Origin of the sequence: Myxococcus sp. AB025B, from assembly GCF_006518215.1 — a bacterium.
Lineage (GTDB): Bacteria > Myxococcota > Myxococcia > Myxococcales > Myxococcaceae > Myxococcus > Myxococcus fulvus.
In genome coordinates this window covers 1-18,751 of the sequence record NZ_SRLW01000200.1, presented here as the reverse complement: position 1 = coordinate 18,751, position 18,751 = coordinate 1, and the positions used below count along the sequence as shown (strand labels likewise).

The window sequence follows — 18,751 nt, the reverse complement described above, 5'->3', positions numbered from 1 at the left end:
GCGTCGGGGCGGAGGTGGGGCATGAACGGGGCTCCTTTCAACAGATTCGTCATTCTTGGCGCGCTCGTGTGCGCGCTGGCCACACCGGCGGAGGCCGCCGGTCGCGGCCGGCTGTGGCTCGAGGCCCAGAATCGTTCGCTGAACAACCAGCGAGCCACCCTGAGCGAGGTGGCCCGACGGGCCATGCCCTCGGTGGTCTCCATCACCACGCGGCAGCTCAGTGACGAGACGCCCGCGGGCGAGGAGCCCCAGAAGGGCATCGGCTCGGGCTTCATCATCCACGCGGACGGCTACATCCTCACCAGCGCGCACGTGGTGGAGGGCGCCTCCGAGGTCATGGTCTCCGTGATGCACCCGCGCGGCTACGCGGAGGAGTACCTGGCCCGGGTGGTGGGCGAGGACAACCGCACCGACTGCGCGCTCTTGAAGATCGAGGCGCCGCGCCGGCTGCCGGTGCTCAAGCTCGCCTCCGCGTCGCACGTGCGCTCGGCGGACTGGATTGTCGTCATCGGCAATCCGTTCGGCCTGTCGCACTCGGTGACGGTGGGCGTGGTCAGCTACATGGGCCGCACGGACGTGACGCCCAACGGGCGCGACGGCGACTTCGACTACATGCAGATGGACGCCTCCATCAACCCGGGCAACTCGGGCGGGCCCGTGCTGGACCTGCACGGCGACGTGGTGGCGGTAGCCAACGCGGTGAACGTCGCGGGCCAGGGCATCGGCTTCGCCATCCCCATCGACATCGCGAAGACGGTGATTCCGCAGCTCAAGGCCCACGGGCGCGTGCGCCGGGGCTGGCTGGGCATCAGCGTGCAGGACTTCTCGCCGGAGGTGGCCGAGGAGTTCAACCTCCGCCAGGGCCCGGGCGTGGTGGTGACGGAGGTGGTGGAGGGCGGCCCGGGCGAGCGCGCCGGCCTGCACAGCGGGGATGTCATCGTCGGGTTGGACACCCGGCGCGTGAAGCGCGCGCACACGCTGCGCTGGCAGGTGGCGGCCCGGGGCGTGGGCCATGACGTGCGGCTGCGCGTCAACCGGCTGGGCAAGCCCCTGTCCCTCAAGGTGAAGCTGGAGGAGATGCCGACCGAGCAGCCCGCCACCGCGCTGGCCGCCCACCGTCAGGGACGCCGGCCCGCCGGGGCCCAGTCCGTGCTGGACGACCTGCTGTCGCCCGTGCCCCGGAAGAAGGTGCAGCCGCCAGCGGCGCCGGAAGTCGAGCCGGAGGGCTGGGGTTCCGAAGACGGCGCTCCGGCGCCCTGAGGCCGCCCCGAGCCCACACGGGTCTTCCCGCGTGTCCTTGCGTTCGGGTGGCATGGGCGCTAGACAGTGCGCCTTTTTCGTACCCGGCGGCGGGTCCACCCCGTGTGGCGCCGCGGTTCTCGCATCGTTTCGCAGGAGAGTTCCACAATGGCCGAGGCCACCCCGACGACCCAGAAGAAGCTCACCCACTGGCCGCGCACCGCGAAGGGCGGCGGCAAGAAGGCGTGCACCATCGAGGGCTGCAAGCGCCCCTACCGCGCCAAGAACTACTGCTTCTTCCACTTCAAGCAGTGGCGCCAGGGCGAGCTGCCCCACTCGCGCTACCGCACCTGCTCCAAGCCGGAGTGCCGGATCAAGACGTTCAAGGCCGGCCTGTGCGAGAAGCACCACGGCGAGACGTTCAAGAAGGACGCGGCGTAAGTCGTCCGCATCCGGCGCCGGGGGCGCGTGTCTCCCTCTCATGCAGGGAGCAGTCCCCCGCGCCACCGCGGCCTCGTCGTGCTGGAAGGACGTGAGTTCCGCTCCGCCTCGCACCGGGCCCGCCGCGGCGAATCCCACACAGCATCCCGAAGAGGCTTCCGCCGGACACCTCGGACTCCCGTCCGCGCGCGCCAGGCGCCCGGTGTCGTGAGGTCCACATGCGCCGCGTCACCCGGGTGCGCCCGGTGGTGTCCGGCCTCGCACCCCCGCCTCTCGAGGTGTGTGCGGCGACGACGCCCTGACGGCGGGCGCCCAGCGCCCACATCGTGTCGTGGCGGACGGTGGAGTGGCTCCGCGGTGCGGGCGGGGCGGCAGTGACCCGTCCTCGGAAAACGAGGCGGGAAGATTCCCTCGCGAGCACGTTGGGAGCACGACACCGGAGAGATGCTCCCTTGGACGCATGCCGCCGAGTTTCGCTGGTTGATCCTGAAGCAGATCGGTATATTCCCGCCCGTATGCGTCGCTGGCTCCCTGGGTTGCTCCTCTCGCTCGTCTCGGTCCTCACCGCTTGTGGCGGTGCGGGGACACCCGCGCGCGCGACGATGAGCGTCCGTCAGGCGCTGACGCATCCGCCCGAGTTCATGGAGTTCGAGTCCCCCGCCACGCGCCTGGAGATGTTCCGCGAGGTGGCGAGGCAGTCGGACCTGGAGGCCGGGCAGGCGGCGCAGGCGCTGGTGCTCTTCCCCATCAGCCAGGATGGCGAGCTGCTCGCGGCTCCGGGCTTCGACGCGCGCATGGACCTGTTCCAGGCGCCGGACGCGGGCAAGGGGCTGCAGCTGGTGCTGGAGGCCCGGGCGGGCGAGCGTTGGCCGGAAGACCGCCGAGAGAGCCTGCAGGGGCTGTCCGAGCGGGAGGCGGCGGAGCTGGTGGCCCGCACGCTGCTCGCGCACTGGGGCATCCAGCCCGAGAGTGCGGTGCAGGTGGACCGCGCGTCCGGAGCGCCCTACGCGGTCGCCTACGTGGACGGCATCCTGCGCATCAACCCGGCCTTCCTCTACCTGGCGGCGGCCTACGGTCCTGCTTCCATGCCGGCCGCGCTCCAGTAGAGTCCCGCGCCCGAAGCAGCCCCCTCTCCCTGCTGGACTTCACCTTCCCGAGGGGCGGGCCGCGAGGCGCCTTTGAATACCTCCGCACTTCACGCTCAGCTTCCCCTCACGCTCCGGCAGGTGGATCTGCCGGCGCTCGGCCAGCACTACCGCGGCAAGGTCCGTGACACGTACCGGCAGGGCGACAGCCTGGTCCTGGTGACGACGGACCGGCTCTCCGCGTTCGACCACGTGCTCACCACCATCCCCTTCAAGGGCGAGGTGCTCAACCGGCTCGCGGCCTTCTGGTTCGAGCGCACCAGGCACATCTGCCCCAACCACGTGCTGGACGTGCCGGACGCCAACGTCACCGTGGCGCGCGCCTGCACGCCCTTCACGGTGGAGGTGGTGATTCGCGGCTACCTCACCGGCAGCCTGTGGCGCGACTACGAGAAGGGCACGCACACCGCCTACGGGCTGCCCTTCCCCTCGGGCCTGCGCAAGGACGAGGCCTTCCCCACGCCCATCATCACCCCGTCCACCAAGGCCGAGTACGGCCAGCACGACGAGCCCATCTCCGAGCAGGAGCTCCTGGCGCGCGGGCTCGCCAGCCCCCGTGACTGGGCGCGAATCACCGAGGCGGCGCGGGGCCTGTTCCAGGAGGGCCAGAAGTGGGCGCGCACTCGGGGCCTCATCCTCGTCGATACCAAGTACGAGTTCGGCAAGGTGGGCGACGACATCTTCGTCATCGACGAGATGCACACCCCGGACTCCAGCCGCTACTGGGTGGCGGACGAGTACGAGGCCCGCTTCGCCAGGGGCGAGGACCAGCGCATGCTGGACAAGGAAAACATCCGCCAGTGGCTCATCCGCGAGCGCGGCTTCTCCGGCCAGGGCACGCCGCCGCCCATCCCCGATGATGTCCGCGTGGAGCTGGCCACCAAGTACGTGGCCGCCTTCGAGCAGATCACCGGCACGTCGCTGACGCTCGAGCCGGGCAACGTGCACGAGCGCATCGAGCGGAACCTGCGCCAGAAGGGCTACCTCAAGTAGCCCCTCCAGCGCGCGGCCGGGAGCGACCTACTCGCTCCGGCCGAAGACGCGGCGGAAGATGTCGTCCATGTGCCGCGTGTGGTAGCCCGGGGAGAAGCAGTCGTTGATCTCCTCGGGCGTCATCATCTTGAGCAGGTCCGCGTCCGCGAGCAGCGCCTGCCGGAAGTCCACGCCCTGCTCGTAGAGCTTCATCGCGTTGCGCTGGACGATGACGTAGGCGGCCTGTCGGTCCATGCCCTTGCGCGCCAGCTCCAGGAGCAGCCGCTGCGAGTTCACCACGCCGCCGAGCAGCTCCAGGTTCTTCTTCATCTGCTCGGGGTAGACGCGCAGGTCCTCCATCAGCCGCGCGAAGCGCACCAGCATGAAGTCCGCGAGGATGGTGGCGTCCGGGCCGATGACGCGCTCCACGGACGAGTGCGAGATGTCGCGCTCGTGCCACAGCGCCACGTCCTCCATGGCGCTCACCGCGTAGCCGCGGAGCAGGCGCGCCAGGCCCGTGAGGTTCTCCGAGAGGATGGGGTTGCGCTTGTGCGGCATCGCGCTGGAGCCCTTCTGCCCGGCGGTGAAGGGCTCCTCCGCCTCGCGCACCTCGGTGCGCTGCAGGTGGCGGATCTCCACCGCGAACTTCTCGATGCTCGCGCCCAGGAGCGCCAGCGCCGTGAAGAACTCCGCGTGCCGGTCCCGCTGCACCACCTGGCTGGAGGCGGGCGCGAACTTCAGGCCCAGCTTCGCGCAGACGCGCTCCTCCACGGCCGGAGGCAGGTGCGCGAAGGTGCCCACCGCGCCGGAAATTTTCCCCACGGCGATGCTCTCACGCGCGTGGAGCAGGCGCGTGCGCGCGCGGCCCAGCTCGTCGTACCAGATGGCCAGCTTGTGGCCGAACGTTACCGGCTCCGCGTGGATGCCGTGGCTGCGGCCCATCTGCAGCGTGTGCTTGTGCTCGAAGGCGCGCTTCTCCACCGCCGCCCTCACCCGCTCCAGGTCCTGGAGGATGAGGTCCACCGCGTCGCGCAGCGTCAGCGCGAGCGCCGTGTCCAGCACGTCCGAGGACGTCATGCCCAGGTGCAGCCAGCGCGCGCTGGGCCCCACCCGCTCCTCCATGAAGGTGAGGAAGGCGATGACGTCGTGCTTGGTCGTGCGCTCGATGTCCTCGATGCGCGCGGCGTCCTCGGGGGTGAAGTCCCCGGCGCGCGCGACGCAGTCCTCCAGCGCCTCGCGAGGGGCCAGCCCCGCCTCCACCATCCCCTCCAGCGCGGCGAGCTCCACGTCCCGCCAGCGGCGGTAGCGGGCCACGTCGGACCAGAGGTTGGACATCTCCTGTCGGCTGTATCGCGGAATCACTCGTAGACCTTCACGGCAAAGTCCTTCCGCGCCGCGAACCGGAGCAGCTCCAGTACGGACTCGGAGGACGGACCCAACTTCCTGGCGGTGGTGAGGTTGACGGACAGGTCCAACCCCTCGGGCTGCGCCACCGCCAGCGCTCCCGGGTCGACCTTCTCGTGGATGATGCGGTTGGCCAGCCGGCCCGCCTGCAGACCGATGGTCAGCGGGCTGGGGGACAGGGCCAGCGTGGCGCCCTCCTTCACCTGGCTGGGCGTGAGCGCGACGAGCGGCAGCCGCTTCGCGTGCGCGAAGGCGATGAGCTCCTGCACCACGGCCGCGTTGCCCACCGTCTTGTCGGCCACCATCAGCATCGCGTCGACGCGGCCCGCGGCGCCCTCGAGCGTTTTCGCCACCTTGCCCGGCGAGTCCACCTCCAGCGCGAGGATGGACAGCCCCCGCGCGGCGGCGGCGGCCTGCGCCAGCGCCACCGTGCTCGCGGAGAAGCGAGGGTCGTGCACCATGCCCACGCGCTTGGCCTTGGGCGCCACCGCGAGCAGCCCCTCCAGCTCAGGCCCCAGGTCACTGGTGAGCGAGATGCCGGTGACGTTGGGGCCCTCCAGGCCGTACTTCTCGTAGTACGGCACCATGGCGAAGAGGACGGGCACGTCCTCGCCCAGCGAGCGGCGGGCGGCGTTGGCGGCCAGCGGGCCCAGCGCCAGGATGAGCGCCGGCTTCTGCGCCGCCAGCTTCTTGAAGATGCGCGCGGCCGCGCCCGGGCTCTCGTCGAGCGTCATCTCCTGGACCTCGGCGCGCGCCTCCGCGGAGAAGCCCGCGAGCAGCGAGGTGTAGGGCGCCAGGTTGGCGGACTTCACCGCCACCACCTGCGGACGGCCGCCCTTCTGGGCCCAGGCCAGCGCGGGCGCCAGACAGAGCAGGAGCGCGAGGGCCAGGCGGCTCATGGCTGCGTGCTCGTGCAGCAGCGGAAGCCCACCGTGGCGGAGGCCTTCTCGGGAGGGCCGAAGGCGCGCGCGCTGCAGCGCGACTCCGAGTAGTGCTCGCTGAAGGCACCGCCTCGCTGGACGGCCCCCTTGTGCTCGATTCGGGCCTCGGTCCACTCGGCCGCGTTGCCGGAGAGGTCCATCACCCCGTAGCCCGACACACAGCCCGGATACGTCCCGGAGGGGGCGAGCGCCGCCTCCGACTCGGCTCGATTGACCTTGGAATTGCACTTGCCTGGAACGTAATCGTTGCCGTGCGGAAAGCGCGCGTGGCCCGGTCCCTTGCAGGCCTTCTCCCACTCGTCTTCGGTGCACAGGCGCTTGTTCGCGGCCTCACACAGCGACCGGGCCTTCTCCCAGGTGACGTTCACCGTGGGGCTCGCGCCTCGCTTGTTCGGGTGCTCGAACTCATCGATGCAGAAGGAGGCGAGCTGGACGCTCTCCAGGGGAGGCTCGTCCACCTTCGCCAGTTCGTCGTCCTTGGCCCGCCCGCGCCGCAGGGCCCCGCCGCTCACCAGGCGCATCTCCGTGGGACACTTGTCCGCGAGCGCGACGACGGGAGGAGCGTCCAGGTCGGAGGCCGGGCTCCCTGTCGCGAGTTCCTTCGGGACCGGCACCTTCGCCTTCGCGGCCTGGCGCGCCTCCCAGTAGCGCAGGAACAGGAACCCACCTCCGCCGCCCAGCGCGAGGCCGCCGACAATCAGTACCGCCATCCAGACGAACATCGAGCGACGCCGCGCGGCCGCGGACTTCCGGGGCCGGGTGGCGCGCTGGGTGGGCGCGATGCGTGCTCCCGAGACGACGGGCGAATCCATCGTGCGAGCGCCCGACATCGACGGTGAGCCATCGAGGGAGCGCGGCGCGGTGCGCGCACCGGACATCGCCGGTGTGGTCTCCAACGTGCGCGCCGTCCGGATGCTCGGCACGGGCACCGCGGGCGCCGCGTCGAGCGTGCGAGCCAGCGGCCTGCCTCCACCGGAGGGCGCGGAGCGAGGCCCCGAGTCGGAGGGCCCGGGCTCACTCCCCTCCCCAGACGACTGCGCCTTCTGCGACGAGCGGGGCTGGGCCGAGGCGACCTGCCCCGAGCCCCGTGGCGCCGGACGCGCGGAGGGCTCCGAGCGCCCCGGCTGCGAGGGCTCCGCGGCCGGGGAGCGCGCGAAGATGATGGACTCTGGCGAGCCCCGGGCCCCCGCCGGAGCCGAGGGCTCCGCGGCGGACGAGCGCGCGAAGATGACCGGCTCCGACGCGCCTCGCGAACCCGCGACGGGGGCCGGCTCCGCGGCCGGGGAGCGCGCGAAGATGATGGACTCCGGCGAGCCCCGGGCACCCGCGGGAGGCTCGGCGCGCGCGGACTCCGTGGCGGCCTTCGCCGCGGACGCGGTGATGAACGGCAGCGCCTGCTCGGTGAGGTGCTGATGGGACGCGGTGGGGTTGGCGCCGATGATGGCGGCCAGCGTCGCGGCGTCGAGCGGCTGGGTGGCGTCCGGCGGAGGCGGCTCCTCCTCGTGCGACGTGGCCCGGGGCGGGATGCTCACGCTGCCCGTGGCCGCCGGCATCATGCCCGTGGGCACCGGTGGCGGAGGCCGGGCCGACATGCGGATGGCCGCGGCCTGCGCGGAGCCCGAGGGCGGAGGCACGCCACGCACGCGCGTGACGACGGCGGGCGGGGAGCGCGAGAGGATGCTGGCGAACTCGGCGTGCAGCTCGCCGGCCGACTTCGGCCGCGCCAGCGGATTGATGTTGAGCGCGCGGCGGTAGAGCGCCTCGAAGGACGTGGGCAGGTCCGGGTGCAGCGACGTCAGCCCCGGCACCACGCCCTCGGTGGGGACCAGGCCGGTGAGCATCTCGCCCATGATGACGCCCAGCGAGTACACGTCCATGCGCGTGTCCAGCTCACCGCCCGCGACGTACTCCGGAGCGATGTAGACCTCCGCGCGGTGGCTCTTCTGCGCCTGGACGAAGGGCAGCTGCGGCACGGCGAGCCCCAGGCCGTAGTCCGTCACCTTCAGCAGGTCCGGCAGGACGATGACGTTCTCGGGCTTGAGGTCGGAGTGCGGGCCGAAGCGGTGGGCCGCGTCGAGCGCCGCCGCCATCTGCGCCAGCAGCGGCTCCACGTCCTTGAGCGAGAAGAGCTGCCCGCGCGAGGCGCGCTGCTCCACCATCCGCCGCAGCGTCATGCCCTCCAGGAGCTGCATGGTGAAGAAGGGCCGCTCGCCGTCGAGCCCCTCTTCGTAGACGCGCAGCAGGTTCGGGTGGTTGAGCTTCTTGCCCACCCGCATGGAGAACGAGAACTGGGTGCGCTCCTCGGGCTGCTGGACCAGGCGCGGGTGCACCGTCTTCAGGGCGACCTCGACGTCGATCTCCTGGTCCTGCGCGCGGAAGACGAAGCCCATGGGGCCGGAGCCCACCACCTCCTGGATGGCGTAGCGGCCGGCGAGGACGTCCCCCGGCTTGTAGGGGGCGCCTTCCAATCCACGCTTGCGAGCGACGCCGGCCGCCTGGCGAGCGGTCGCGTCGTACTTCATCCCGCAGGTGGGACAGGTGTCGGTCGTCTCGGGGACGTGGCTGCCGCAGCGGTAGCAGAGCAAAGCAGTCGGACTCCAGGGGCCGGTCGAGGGGGACCGCAGGCGGGGACGCGGTCCAGGCCTCTTATTCTGCACGCTCCCCTGTCATCAAGGAACGATGCCGGGCCTTCCGACGAACGGCCTAGCGGCCGGTGGAGCCGAAACCATTCCCCCCCCGCGCCGTCGCGTCGAGGACCTCGACTTCCGACAGGCCGACGGAGGTCACCGGCGCCACCACCAGCTGGGCCACCCGGTCGCCCCGACGCAGGGTGAAGGGCTCGCTGGAGAGGTTGACCAGCAGGACCTGCACCTCCCCCCGGTAGTCCGCGTCCACCGTCCCGGGCGCGTTGAGCAGCGTCACCCCGTGGCGCAGCGCCAGCCCGGAGCGGGGCCGCACCTGCCCCTCGTAGCCCGGGGGCAACCCCAGCGCGAGCCCCGTGGGCACCGCCATCCGCTCCAGGGGCCGGAGCACCCGCTCCCCGTCGATGTCGGCGCGCAGGTCCAGCCCGGCGGCGAGCTCCGTCTCGTAGCGGGGAAGCGGCAAGGGCTCCGGATGCGCCCGCACACGGCGCACCTGCACAATCAAGGGCGAGGCCATGGCGTGGATGTACCACACGCCTGCCCCGTCTCCAGTTCCCGCGCCGACGTCACGGGTTGTCCCCGGAAGAGACGACAGGCTCGGGCAGGCTTCCAGGTCCGGAAGCCCGGCCCGGACGCGCTCAGGGCGCGGTGTCCTGGGACATGGCGCGCACCGTGGCGCGGAACTTGAGCGGGTCCATGGGCCGGGAGGCCAGCTCCAGCTGATAGTGCAGATGAGGTCCGGTGGAGCGCCCGGTGTTGCCGGAGCGGGCGATGAGCTGCCCCCGCGTCACCTTCTCGCCCACCCGCACCAGCAGCTCCGAGTTGTGGCAGTACGCGGTCGTCACCCCGCGCCCGTGGTCCAGGACGAGCACGCGGCCGTTCACCGCGTCCTCGCTCGCGCGCCGAACCACGGCCTCGGCCACCGCGGAGACCTCCGTGCCGACGGGCACGCCCAGGTCCACGCCCGTGTGCAGCTTCCGGGTGCCCAGCACCGGGTGGTGGCGCTCGCCGAAGGGGCTCGTCACGCGGGCGCTCTCGTACACGGGCCAGCCCAGGCCGAACGTCGTGGACAAGGCGAGCGCCTGCGCCGCGCCGACGGACGCGCCCTCGAAGCCCGGCGGCAGCTGACGGTTCAGCGCCTCCAGCGTCGGAGCGCTCCCCTCCGCCGCCACGCGCTCCACGGCGTAGCGGGCGGGGACGCGGCCGACGAAGAGGGCGGCCAGCCGCGCCTCCTCCTGGGGGAAGTCCCCCGCCAGCGCCGCGTGCAGCCTGCGCGCGACGCGAGGGCCCTCCACCGGGTCCAGCAGCGTCGCCATCGGGATGCCCAGCTCCTGGGCCAGCGCCAAGGAGGGCTCGCGCGCCCGCGCATCCAGGCCCTTGAGCGCCAGGTGCGTGCCCCACGCCAGGGCCTCGGCGTCCGTCAGCGGACGCACGATGGAGACTTCGGGCGCGAGCACAGGCGCCGCCAGCGAGGTGCCCGTCACGCCGTCGTAGTACGCGAGCAGCGGGCGGGCGGTGCTCTTCGTGGAGAAGGCCCACGCGGAGGCCTTGCGCACGAGCGCGCCCGCGGGCGTGTGGTGGTACGCCGTCCACACGCACAGCACCGCCATCAAGAAGTCCAGCAGTCCTCGGGCCTGGCGCGCAAACATGTCGGGCCCCTAGCGAAGGAAGGACAGCAGTGGAGAGGCGTCCAGCACCGCGGCCACCGCCAGCGGCGCCACCACCGCGCACCCGAGCAGGCCGCGGGTGAAGGCCTTGCGTCCGGACACGCCCGCGCAGGCCTCGTCCGCGTGCTGGAGGTTTCGCAGCACCGCGCGCCAGCCCAGCGTGGCCAGCACGCCCACGAGCACCACGAGCGCCAGTCCGCGCGCGCCCCCGTCCGCCACGCGGTCTCCCATCAGCTCGCGCCAGGAGAGGTACACCGTGCCCTGGAGGAGCCGCGCCACCGTGCACGCGCCCGCCACCACCACCGCCGCCGTGGACAGGGGCCGGAGCCACCGCATGGGCGTGGGCTGACGCAGGCACCGCCGCCACAACGCGCGCCACGAGGGCTGGGTCTGCGTTCCCTCCAGCGCCACGCGCCACGCCTCCGCGGGCCTGGCGGCCGCCGCCTCGCGGTAGCCCAGCGCGGGCAGCGCCAGGACCAGGTCCGCGGCCAGCTCCCACACGAGGGCCAGGGCCCGCGCAATCTCGGTGCGCAGCTCCAGCGACACCCACTCCACCATGGGCGCCGTCAAATCGTAGCGGCCCACCACCCCGTCGAAGGCCGCGTCCGCGCGGTCCACCAGCGACAGGAGCCGGTCATCCAACGTGTCCGCCGCCGCGTGCACGCCCACCGCGACGAGCGCGAGCAGCCCCAGCGGCATGAAGGCCCACCGGAAGGCGCCCAGCAGGCGCGAGACGTCGGTGACGAATCCAGTGGAGCTGGGCGGTGGAGCAGGCGGCAACAGGGCCTCCGGGAAGCGGGGCTCGCACCTCCAACGCACGCGCCCCCCGTCCAGGTCTAAGCCAGTCTCCCCGGAAACGAAAACACCCCCCTCCCGCGCGAGTGGCGGAAAGGGGGTGCGAGGCTGCCCGGAGGCCCTACGAGCGGGCCCGGGTGCCCAGGGGCATCACGCCTTGGCGTTGGGCTGCGTGGCCTCGGGAGACGGCTGGGCGGCGACCGCGTCGGCCGCGCCCTGCTGGGCCGCCGCGCGCTCCGCCATCGCCTCCTTGCGCGACAGGCGGATCTTGCCCGTCTTGTCGATGCTGACGACCTTCACCAGCACCTCGTCGCCCTCCTTCAGCACGTCGGAGACGCTCTTGACGCGCTTGTCGGACAGCTCGGAGATGTGGATGAGGCCGTCGGTGCCCGGGAACAGCTCCACGAAGGCGCCGAACTCGGCGATCTTCCGCACCGTGCCCGTGTAGATCTTCCCGATCTCCGCCTCGCGGGTCAGCGCCTGGATCATCGCGATGGCGGCCTTCACGGCCTCACCGTTCGCGCTGGCGATGTCCACCCGACCGGAGTCCTCGATGTTAATCGCCGCGCCGGTGCGCGCGATGATGTCCTTGATGACCTTGCCGCCCGGCCCGATGACGTTCTTGATGAACTCGGGACGAATCTGGATGGTCGTGATGCGAGGAGCGTACTGGCTGATCTCCTTGCGCGGCTGCGCCAGCGTCTTGAGCATCTCATCCAGGATGTGGAGGCGGCCCTGACGCGCCTGCTCCAGCGCGCGGCTCATGATCTCCGTGGTGAGGCCGGTGATCTTGATGTCCATCTGGATGGAGGTGATGCCCTTGGTGGTGCCGCACACCTTGAAGTCCATGTCGCCCAGGTGGTCCTCGTCACCGAGGATGTCGGACAGGATGGCGATCTTCTCGCCCTCCTTCACCAGGCCCATGGCGATGCCGGCCACCGGCGACTTGATGGGGACGCCCGCGTCCATCAGCGCCAGCGTGCCACCGCACACGGAGGCCATGGAGGAGGAGCCGTTGGACTCGAGGATGTCGGAGACGAGGCGCACCGTGTACGGGAACGACTCGCTCTTGGGCACCATGTTGCGCAGCGCGCGCTCCGCCAGCGCGCCGTGGCCGATTTCACGACGGCCCGGTCCGCGCAGCGGCTTGGTCTCGTTCACGCTGAACGGGGGGAAGTTGTAGTGCAGCATGAAGCGCTTGAAGGACATGCCTCCGAGCATCTCCAGGCGCTGCTCGTCCTCGCTGGTGCCCAGCGTCGCCACCACGAGCGCCTGCGTCTCGCCACGGGTGAACACCGCGCTGCCGTGGGTGCGCGGGAGCACGCCCACCTCGCACGTGATGGAGCGGACCACGTCGTGGCCACGGTCGCCGATGCGGCCACCGTTGACCGTCATCTCGCGCATGTGCTCGTACTTGAGGTCTTCCACCACCTGCTTGGCGTGCTTCTCCACCAGCGGCGTGTAGGCCTCCGCGAGCTGCTCCTTGAGCCTGGCGAGCGTCTCCTTCTTCGTCTTGGAGAGCGCCTCGTAGCGCGCGCCCTTCTCCTTGATGGCGTAGCCGGCCTTGATGCCGTCCATCGACAGCTCGCGCACCTTGCCGCGCAGGGCCTCGTCCACGGAGGCCGGCTTGTCGAACGAGCGCACCTGCTTGTTGAGCGCGCGGCGCAGCTCGTCCTGCAGGTCCAGCGCGGGCTGGGCGGACTGGAAGCCGAACTCCAGCGCGGCGACCATGTCGGGCTCGGACACCTCCTCCGCGCCACCCTCCACCATGACGATGGCCTTGCGGCTGACCGCCATGACCAGGTCCAGGTCGCTCTGCTCACGCTGCTTCGCGGTGGGGTTGGCCACCAGCTGACCGCCCACGCGGCCCACGCGGATGCCCGCGAGGGGGCCGTCGAACGGGATGTCGGACACCCACAGCGCCGCGGAGGCGCCGGTGATGCCGTGCACGTCGCCCTCGTTCTCCGGGTCCGCGGAGATGACGCTGGCGATGATCTGCGTCTCGTACGCGTAGCCTTCCGGGAACAGCGGACGCATGGAGCGGTCCACCAGGCGGCTGGCCAGCGTCTCCTTCTCCGTCAGCCGGCCCTCGCGCTTGAAGTAGCTGCCGGGGATGCGACCCGCCGAGTACAGCTTCTCCTGGTACTCCACCGTCAGCGGCAGGAAGTCGATGTCCTTCTTCTCCCGCGCGCTCACCGCCGTCACGAGCAGCATGGTGTCGCCATAGCGGACCACCACGGAGCCATCGGCCTGCTTGGCCAGACGGCCCGTCTCGATGCTCAGCTCGCTCTCGCCAATCTTGACGCTCTTCTTCAACATGTCCTTGCCTCGGTATTGCTTCGGGCGAGGACCCCACCGCACGCACCCGGTCCAGGACAAATGGACCCGGCACCCCGGGAGGGCCCTCGGGGTGTATGAGCGGTCGCCAAGGCCCGAAAAGGCACATGACAGGCAACCGCCAGCCTGTACTGCGGAAGGGCGCTTGCGGAGCGCCGGAGGGATGTCCCGGAACTTTTGATCCCTGATCGCACCGGCCGACCTCACACCCCAGGTCAGCCGGTCCGAACGGAAACCAAAACCTCCGACGGCACCACTCCCTCGCCCGCCACCACCCACCGCGACTCGAACTGCTTCGTCCTTCTCAAACGCGCGGGGCGCTGGTTGAACCAGCGCCCCGTTTGCTGCCGAGATGCCTACTTGCGGATGCCGAGGCCCTCGATGAGCTTCTTGTACCGGGTGACGTCCTTCGACTTCAGGTAGTCCAGAAGCCGACGACGCTGACCGACCAGCTTCAGCAGACCGCGGCGGGAGTGGTGGTCCTTCTTGTGCGTCTTGAAGTGCTCGGTGAGCATGTTGATGCGCTCGGACAGCAGCGCCACCTGCACCTCGGGGGACCCGGTGTCAGACTCGTGGGTCCTGAACTTCGTCACCAGCTCCGACTTGCGCTCCTGATGCAGCGACATGTGATTCTCGTCCTTCTGTCCCGCTCCGGCGTGGATACCACTTGAGTCACCCAGGTCCGCGGAGGGGTACAGACCGGGTCTCATGCTCATGCTTCTAACGAGCGGGGGGCTTATAAGCTTCGCCCTACCCAGGGTCAACCTTGGACGCCTGCCCGTGCGCCCCCCAGGCCTGGGAGCGTGAGAAGACGCACAACCCGGCGCAAAGGGGCGCCTAGACGAGCACCCGCAGGTAGCGCAGCCGCCCGCCCACGCCCTCGGCCACGGCGAGCAGCGCGCCGTCCGGTCCCATCACCCGCACGCGGCCGGGCTTGAGCGAGGCGGGGACCTCCACCGGGACACCGTGGGAGACGCGGCGCGCCTCGTCCGCGTTCACCCGCACCTCGGGCATGTCCACCAGCGCGTCGGAGAGCGACACCAGCCGCGGGGCCAGGAGGCCCTCCTTCGCCAGGGACGCCACGTCCGTCAGGGGCAGCGCCCGCGCCAGCGTGAAGGGCCCGCTGGAGGTGCGACGCAGCGCTTCCAGGTGCGCCCCGCAGCCCAGCGCGCGGCCCAGGTCGAAGGCCAGGGTGCGCACGAAGAAGCCCTTGGAGCAGCGCACGGACAGGTGGAGCCGGTCCGCGGAGAAGTCGCGCAGCACCAGCTCGTACACCGTCACCTGGCGGGCGGCGCGCTCCACCTCTTCGCCCGCGCGGGCCAGTTCATACAGGCGCTTGCCGGCCACCTTCACCGCCGAATACATGGGCGGCACCTGCTCGAAGGGCCCCCGGAAGCGCGCGAGCGCGGACTCGAGCAGCGCGGGCGTCAGCGCGGGCACCGGCGCCCGGGCCGTCACCTGGCCTTCGGCGTCCTGGGTGTCCGTCTCCGCGCCCAGGCGCACCGTGGCGTCGTAGGCCTTGTCGCCCTCGGTGATGAAGCCCGCCACCTTGGTGGCCTCCCCCAGGCACAGGGGCAGCACCCCGGTGGCCATGGGGTCCAAGGTCCCCGTGTGGCCCACCTTCTTCAGCTTGAGCAGCGAGCGCACCTGTCGCACCACGTCGAAGGACGTGGGGCCGGTGGGCTTGTCGATGACGAGGACGCCGTCCATGTCCGCTCAATATTGTGGGGCTGGCGCCAGAACTACCAGCCTTCCTTGCTCCGGACCTCGCGCAGCAGACGGTCGATCTTGTCCCCCTCGCCGACGGACTCGTCGAAGGAGAAGAAGACCTCGGGCGACACCCGCAGGTTGACGGCCTCGGTGACGGCGCGGCGCACGAAGCCCTTGGCCGCCTCCAGCCCCTTCTGCGTCTCGGCGCGCTCCTCGGCCGTGCCCATCATCGAATAGAAGACACGGGCCACGCGCAGGTCCGGGGAGACCTTCACGCCGGTAATCGTGATGAAGCCGATGCGGGGGTCCCGCAGCTCGCCACGGGCCAGCAAGGCCCCCAGCGCCGCCTGGATCTCCTGCCCCACTCGCTCGGGTCGGGAATGCGTCGTCATTTCTTCTCCCAGTCTCGCGGGTTGCGCAGGGCGCGGGCGCGAGCCCGTGCCTCGTCCAGCGTCATCCGTCCACCGCCCGACGGAGACGGGCGGCCCGTACCGGGGCCACCGTCGTTGTCGCCGTCATGACGGCGCTCCCAATCTCCCAGCCCCTCGGCCTCCGCCAACGAAGCCCGCTCACCCCGGAGGAAGCGGGCAATCGCCGCCTCCGACTCGGCCGCCGCCTCCTCCGGAGACAGCGCCTCGTCCTCCTCGTCCAACACCTGCCGCGCGGACTTCGCCCCGAGCGAGGAGGCCTGCGAAGGGCCTCCCGCGAAGAGCTGATCTCCGAAGGCGAGTATCTCCGTCTCCCGCGACATCAGCGGGGCGACGTACATCTCCTCGATGAAGTGGATGACCTTCTCGAGCTGCTCGTCCACGTGGCGGCGCTCGTTGCCCACCACCGAGAGAGCGAGCGTGGCCTTCTGCCAGAGGTCCTGGTCCTCCACCTCCGCCATGGCCACGTTGAAGCGGGCCTTCACCCGGTCCATCACCCGGCGGAGCACCTGCCGCTTCGACTTCAGCGAGCCGCTCTCCGGAATCTGGAGGGTCAGACGTGCGACACCCACGAACATGCCAATCCCCCGGCCTCGGAAGACCCCGCGAAGTCGCGAGGTCTCCCGGGCGAAACCATTCCGGGAAGGTGGGGCCTTCCCGGAGGCGAAGAGGACGCGGTCGAGCGACGACTAGGTGAGGCTCTGCCGGGTCTCCTCGATCTCGTAGGCCTCGATGATGTCGCCGGCCTTGAGGTCGTTGAAGCTCTCGATGCCGATACCGCACTCGAAGCCCTGCGCGACCTCCTTGACGTCGTCCTTGAAGCGACGCAGCGACGCCATCTTTCCGGAGAACAGCTGCTTGTTCTCGCGCATGAGGCGCACGAAGGCGCCGCGCTTCATCACACCATCCAGCACCGCCGCGCCGGCGATGGTGCCCAGGCGGGGGACGTTGAAGGTGTTGCGGACCTCCGCGCGGCCCAGCTTCTTCTCCGTGCGGATGGGCTCCAGCAGGCCCTCCATCTGCGTGCGCACCCCGTCGATGAGCTCGTAGATGATGGAGTAGCTCTGCAGGGTGACTTCCTGCGCCTTGGCCGCGGCCTCCGCGCCGGACTCCGGGTGCACGTTGAAGCCGAGCACCACGCCCTTGGAGGCGGCCGCGCGCATCACGTCGCCCTCGGTGATGGCGCCCACGCCCGTGTGGACGATCTCCACCTTGACCTTGTGCGTGGACAGCTTCTGGACGGCCTGCTTGACGGCCTCCGCCGAGCCCTGCACGTCCGCCTTGATGACGACGCGCAGCTCCTTGGGTCCACCGCCCGCCTTCGTCTTGGCGAACAGCTGCTCCAGGGACTCGCGGCTGACCTTGGACAGCTCGGTCTGCCGCTCCTTCATGTTGCGGTGCTCGGCGATCTGCTTGGCCGCCTTCTCGTCCGCCACCACGTTGATGGCGTCGCCCGCGCTGGGGACACCGGACAGGCCGATGACCTCCGCGCAGTAGCCCGGCTTGACTTCCTTCACCTGCTCGCCGCGGCTGTTGTTCATCGCGCGGACGCGGCCGTAGTGCGAGCCGGTGACGACGGCGTCACCCAGCTTGAGCGTGCCCTCCTGCACCAGCACCGTGGCCACCGGGCCACGGCCGCGGTCCAGCTTGGCCTCGATGATGGCGCCGACCGAGGGACGGTTCGGGTTGGACGTGAGCTCGAGGACCTCGGCCTGCAGCGCCAGGTTCTCCAGCAGCAGGTCCAGGTTCTGCTTCGTCTTGGCCGACACGGGCACCATGATGGTGTCGCCGCCCCACTCTTCCGGGGTGAGCTCGTGGTTGGCCAGGTCCTTCTTCACGCGGTCCGGGTTGGCGCCCGGCACGTCCATCTTGTTGATGGCGACGACGATGGGCACCTCGGCCGCCTTCGCGTGCTTGATGGCCTCCACCGTCTGCGGCATCACGCCGTCGTCGGCGGCCACCACCAGCACCACGATGTCCGTCACGTTGGCGCCGCGGGCGCGCATGGACGTGAAGGCCTCGTGACCCGGGGTATCCAGGAAGGTGACGTCACCGCGCGCGGTGGTGATGCTGTACGCGCCGATGTGCTGGGTGATGCCGCCCGCCTCGCCCGACGCCACGTTGGCGCTGCGGATGGCGTCCAGGAGGCTCGTCTTGCCGTGGTCGACGTGGCCCATGATGGTGACGACCGGCGGGCGCGGACGCTCGTCCTCGGGACGGGCCTCCACCTCGGGCAGGTAGTCCTCCACCTCGAAGCCCACGCGCTCGACCTTCCACCCGTAGTCGGTGGCGAGGATTTCGGCGGTGTCGGCGTCCACCATCTGGTTCGCCGTGGCCATCTTCCCCTGGCCCATCAGCTTCTTGATGATCTCCGCGGTGCGCACACCCATGCGCTGGCCCAGGTCGGACACCGAGATGCCCTCCTGCAGCTTGATGACCTTCTTCTCCTCGGCCATCTGGGTGATCTGCGTCTTGGCGCCCTTCTTCGTGGGCTTGCGCTTCTTGCCACGGATGGGGATGGTGACGCGGCCCCAGACCATGTCCGTCAGTTCCTGCTTGGACACGCTGGTCGTATCGCCACTGGTGCGCTTGCGCTGGCCCCGCTCCTTGTTCTTGGAGACGTCCACCAGCTCGCGGCCACGGCCCAGGTGGTCCGGGACCACCTTGTACTCACGCCGCTCGGGGATGCCCGCGCGGCCCGGCGCCATGGGGTACTGCTTGGCCTGACCCGCGGTGGGCGTCACGCGCCGCACCTGGATGAGCGGGCGCGAGATGACGACGGCCTGCGTGGCCGTGGGCCGCGCCTGGCCACCCGTGGGGGTCACCTGCGCGTGGGGAACACCGCCCACCATGATGGTGGGCCCCTGCGGCGCGGCGGTGCCGCCGGCCGAGGCCTGCGCGGACGGAGACGTGCTGGGCCGCACCGGACCCTGGCCCGGACGCGCGCCCTGGCCCTGGTACGACGGATAGCTCGGACGACCCCCCGGGCCACCCGGACGCCCCCCCGGGCCGCCGGGACCACCCGGACGC

Annotated in this window: 16 protein-coding genes; 4 read left to right on the top strand and 12 right to left on the bottom strand. The window is 70.8% G+C overall.

Annotated features, from left to right (window positions below; all coding sequences use genetic code 11):
* Positions 1–21: 21 nt before the first annotated feature.
* The 4 genes from FL311_RS28380 to FL311_RS28365 all read left to right on the top strand — a co-directional run bounded on the left by FL311_RS28380 (position 22) and on the right by FL311_RS28365 (position 3,818).
* Complete coding sequence (locus FL311_RS28380) at positions 22–1,260, top strand: S1C family serine protease (RefSeq protein ID WP_141329872.1); 1,239 nt, start codon at positions 22–24, stop codon at positions 1,258–1,260.
* A 147-nt stretch (positions 1,261–1,407) separates the two neighbouring features.
* Positions 1,408–1,680 (top strand): vegetative protein, encoded by a 273-nt coding sequence (locus tag FL311_RS28375; protein WP_141329870.1) that lies wholly within the window; start codon positions 1,408–1,410, stop codon positions 1,678–1,680.
* 515 nt (positions 1,681–2,195) lie between these two features.
* Positions 2,196–2,786, top strand: coding sequence for a hypothetical protein (locus FL311_RS28370; RefSeq protein WP_141329868.1), 591 nt, complete (start codon positions 2,196–2,198; stop codon positions 2,784–2,786).
* A 72-nt stretch (positions 2,787–2,858) separates the two neighbouring features.
* Positions 2,859–3,818: a phosphoribosylaminoimidazolesuccinocarboxamide synthase gene (locus FL311_RS28365; protein ID WP_141329866.1), complete on the top strand. Its 960-nt coding sequence runs from the start codon at positions 2,859–2,861 to the stop codon at positions 3,816–3,818.
* A 27-nt stretch (positions 3,819–3,845) separates the two neighbouring features.
* Here the strand turns inward: FL311_RS28365 and purB are convergent, their stop codons facing one another.
* The 12 genes from purB to infB form a co-directional block, all read right to left on the bottom strand.
* Positions 3,846–5,159, bottom strand: coding sequence for an adenylosuccinate lyase (purB, locus tag FL311_RS28360; RefSeq protein WP_141329864.1), 1,314 nt, complete (start codon positions 5,157–5,159; stop codon positions 3,846–3,848).
* Entirely contained in the window at positions 5,156–6,100 is a 945-nt protein-coding gene (locus FL311_RS28355; protein ID WP_141329862.1) for an ABC transporter substrate-binding protein, read from the bottom strand. Before FL311_RS28355 ends, purB begins: the two co-directional genes overlap by 4 nt.
* Entirely contained in the window at positions 6,097–8,727 is a 2,631-nt protein-coding gene (locus tag FL311_RS28350) for a bifunctional serine/threonine-protein kinase/formylglycine-generating enzyme family protein (RefSeq protein ID WP_141329860.1), read from the bottom strand. Before FL311_RS28350 ends, FL311_RS28355 begins: the two co-directional genes overlap by 4 nt.
* A 118-nt stretch (positions 8,728–8,845) precedes the next feature.
* Positions 8,846–9,301, bottom strand: a complete 456-nt coding sequence (dut, locus tag FL311_RS28345; RefSeq protein ID WP_141329878.1) for a dUTP diphosphatase — start codon at positions 9,299–9,301, stop codon at positions 8,846–8,848.
* A 121-nt stretch (positions 9,302–9,422) separates the two neighbouring features.
* A complete protein-coding gene (locus tag FL311_RS28340; RefSeq protein WP_141329858.1) occupies positions 9,423–10,433 on the bottom strand; it encodes a M23 family metallopeptidase in 1,011 nt (336 codons plus the stop codon).
* Between the two features lie 9 nt (positions 10,434–10,442).
* On the bottom strand, positions 10,443–11,231 hold the full coding sequence (locus tag FL311_RS28335; RefSeq protein WP_141329876.1) for a hypothetical protein: 789 nt from the start codon (positions 11,229–11,231) through the stop codon (positions 10,443–10,445).
* Positions 11,232–11,396: 165 nt separating this feature from the next.
* Positions 11,397–13,565 carry a polyribonucleotide nucleotidyltransferase gene (gene pnp / locus FL311_RS28330; protein WP_141329856.1) on the bottom strand — a complete coding sequence of 723 codons (2,169 nt, stop codon included), beginning with the start codon at positions 13,563–13,565 and terminating at the stop codon, positions 11,397–11,399.
* 374 nt (positions 13,566–13,939) lie between these two features.
* On the bottom strand, positions 13,940–14,209 hold the full coding sequence (rpsO, locus tag FL311_RS28325; protein ID WP_044279503.1) for a 30S ribosomal protein S15: 270 nt from the start codon (positions 14,207–14,209) through the stop codon (positions 13,940–13,942).
* A gap of 211 nt (positions 14,210–14,420) precedes the next feature.
* Positions 14,421–15,293, bottom strand: a complete 873-nt coding sequence (truB, locus tag FL311_RS28320; protein ID WP_141329854.1) for a tRNA pseudouridine(55) synthase TruB — start codon at positions 15,291–15,293, stop codon at positions 14,421–14,423.
* Positions 15,294–15,325: 32 nt separating this feature from the next.
* Positions 15,326–15,685 carry a 30S ribosome-binding factor RbfA gene (gene rbfA / locus FL311_RS28315; protein WP_141329852.1) on the bottom strand — a complete coding sequence of 120 codons (360 nt, stop codon included), beginning with the start codon at positions 15,683–15,685 and terminating at the stop codon, positions 15,326–15,328.
* Complete coding sequence (locus tag FL311_RS28310) at positions 15,682–16,299, bottom strand: DUF503 domain-containing protein (RefSeq protein ID WP_141329850.1); 618 nt, start codon at positions 16,297–16,299, stop codon at positions 15,682–15,684. The genes rbfA and FL311_RS28310 overlap by 4 nt, the downstream gene beginning before the upstream one ends.
* Before the next feature lie 111 nt (positions 16,300–16,410).
* A partial coding sequence (infB, locus tag FL311_RS28305; RefSeq protein WP_228557134.1) for a translation initiation factor IF-2 occupies positions 16,411–18,751 on the bottom strand: 2,341 nt, incomplete at its 5' end.

Coding starts and splice junctions, on each gene's coding strand:
- FL311_RS28380 (WP_141329872.1), top strand. CDS start 22: ATGAACGGGGCTCCTTTCAACAGATTCGTCATTCTTGGCGCGCTCGTG.
- FL311_RS28375 (WP_141329870.1), top strand. CDS start 1,408: ATGGCCGAGGCCACCCCGACGACCCAGAAGAAGCTCACCCACTGGCCG.
- FL311_RS28370 (WP_141329868.1), top strand. CDS start 2,196: ATGCGTCGCTGGCTCCCTGGGTTGCTCCTCTCGCTCGTCTCGGTCCTC.
- FL311_RS28355 (WP_141329862.1), bottom strand. CDS start 6,100: ATGAGCCGCCTGGCCCTCGCGCTCCTGCTCTGTCTGGCGCCCGCGCTG.
- dut (WP_141329878.1), bottom strand. CDS start 9,301: ATGGCCTCGCCCTTGATTGTGCAGGTGCGCCGTGTGCGGGCGCATCCG.
- FL311_RS28340 (WP_141329858.1), bottom strand. CDS start 10,433: ATGTTTGCGCGCCAGGCCCGAGGACTGCTGGACTTCTTGATGGCGGTG.
- pnp (WP_141329856.1), bottom strand. CDS start 13,565: ATGTTGAAGAAGAGCGTCAAGATTGGCGAGAGCGAGCTGAGCATCGAG.
- rpsO (WP_044279503.1), bottom strand. CDS start 14,209: ATGTCGCTGCATCAGGAGCGCAAGTCGGAGCTGGTGACGAAGTTCAGG.
- truB (WP_141329854.1), bottom strand. CDS start 15,293: ATGGACGGCGTCCTCGTCATCGACAAGCCCACCGGCCCCACGTCCTTC.
- rbfA (WP_141329852.1), bottom strand. CDS start 15,685: ATGACGACGCATTCCCGACCCGAGCGAGTGGGGCAGGAGATCCAGGCG.
- FL311_RS28310 (WP_141329850.1), bottom strand. CDS start 16,299: ATGTTCGTGGGTGTCGCACGTCTGACCCTCCAGATTCCGGAGAGCGGC.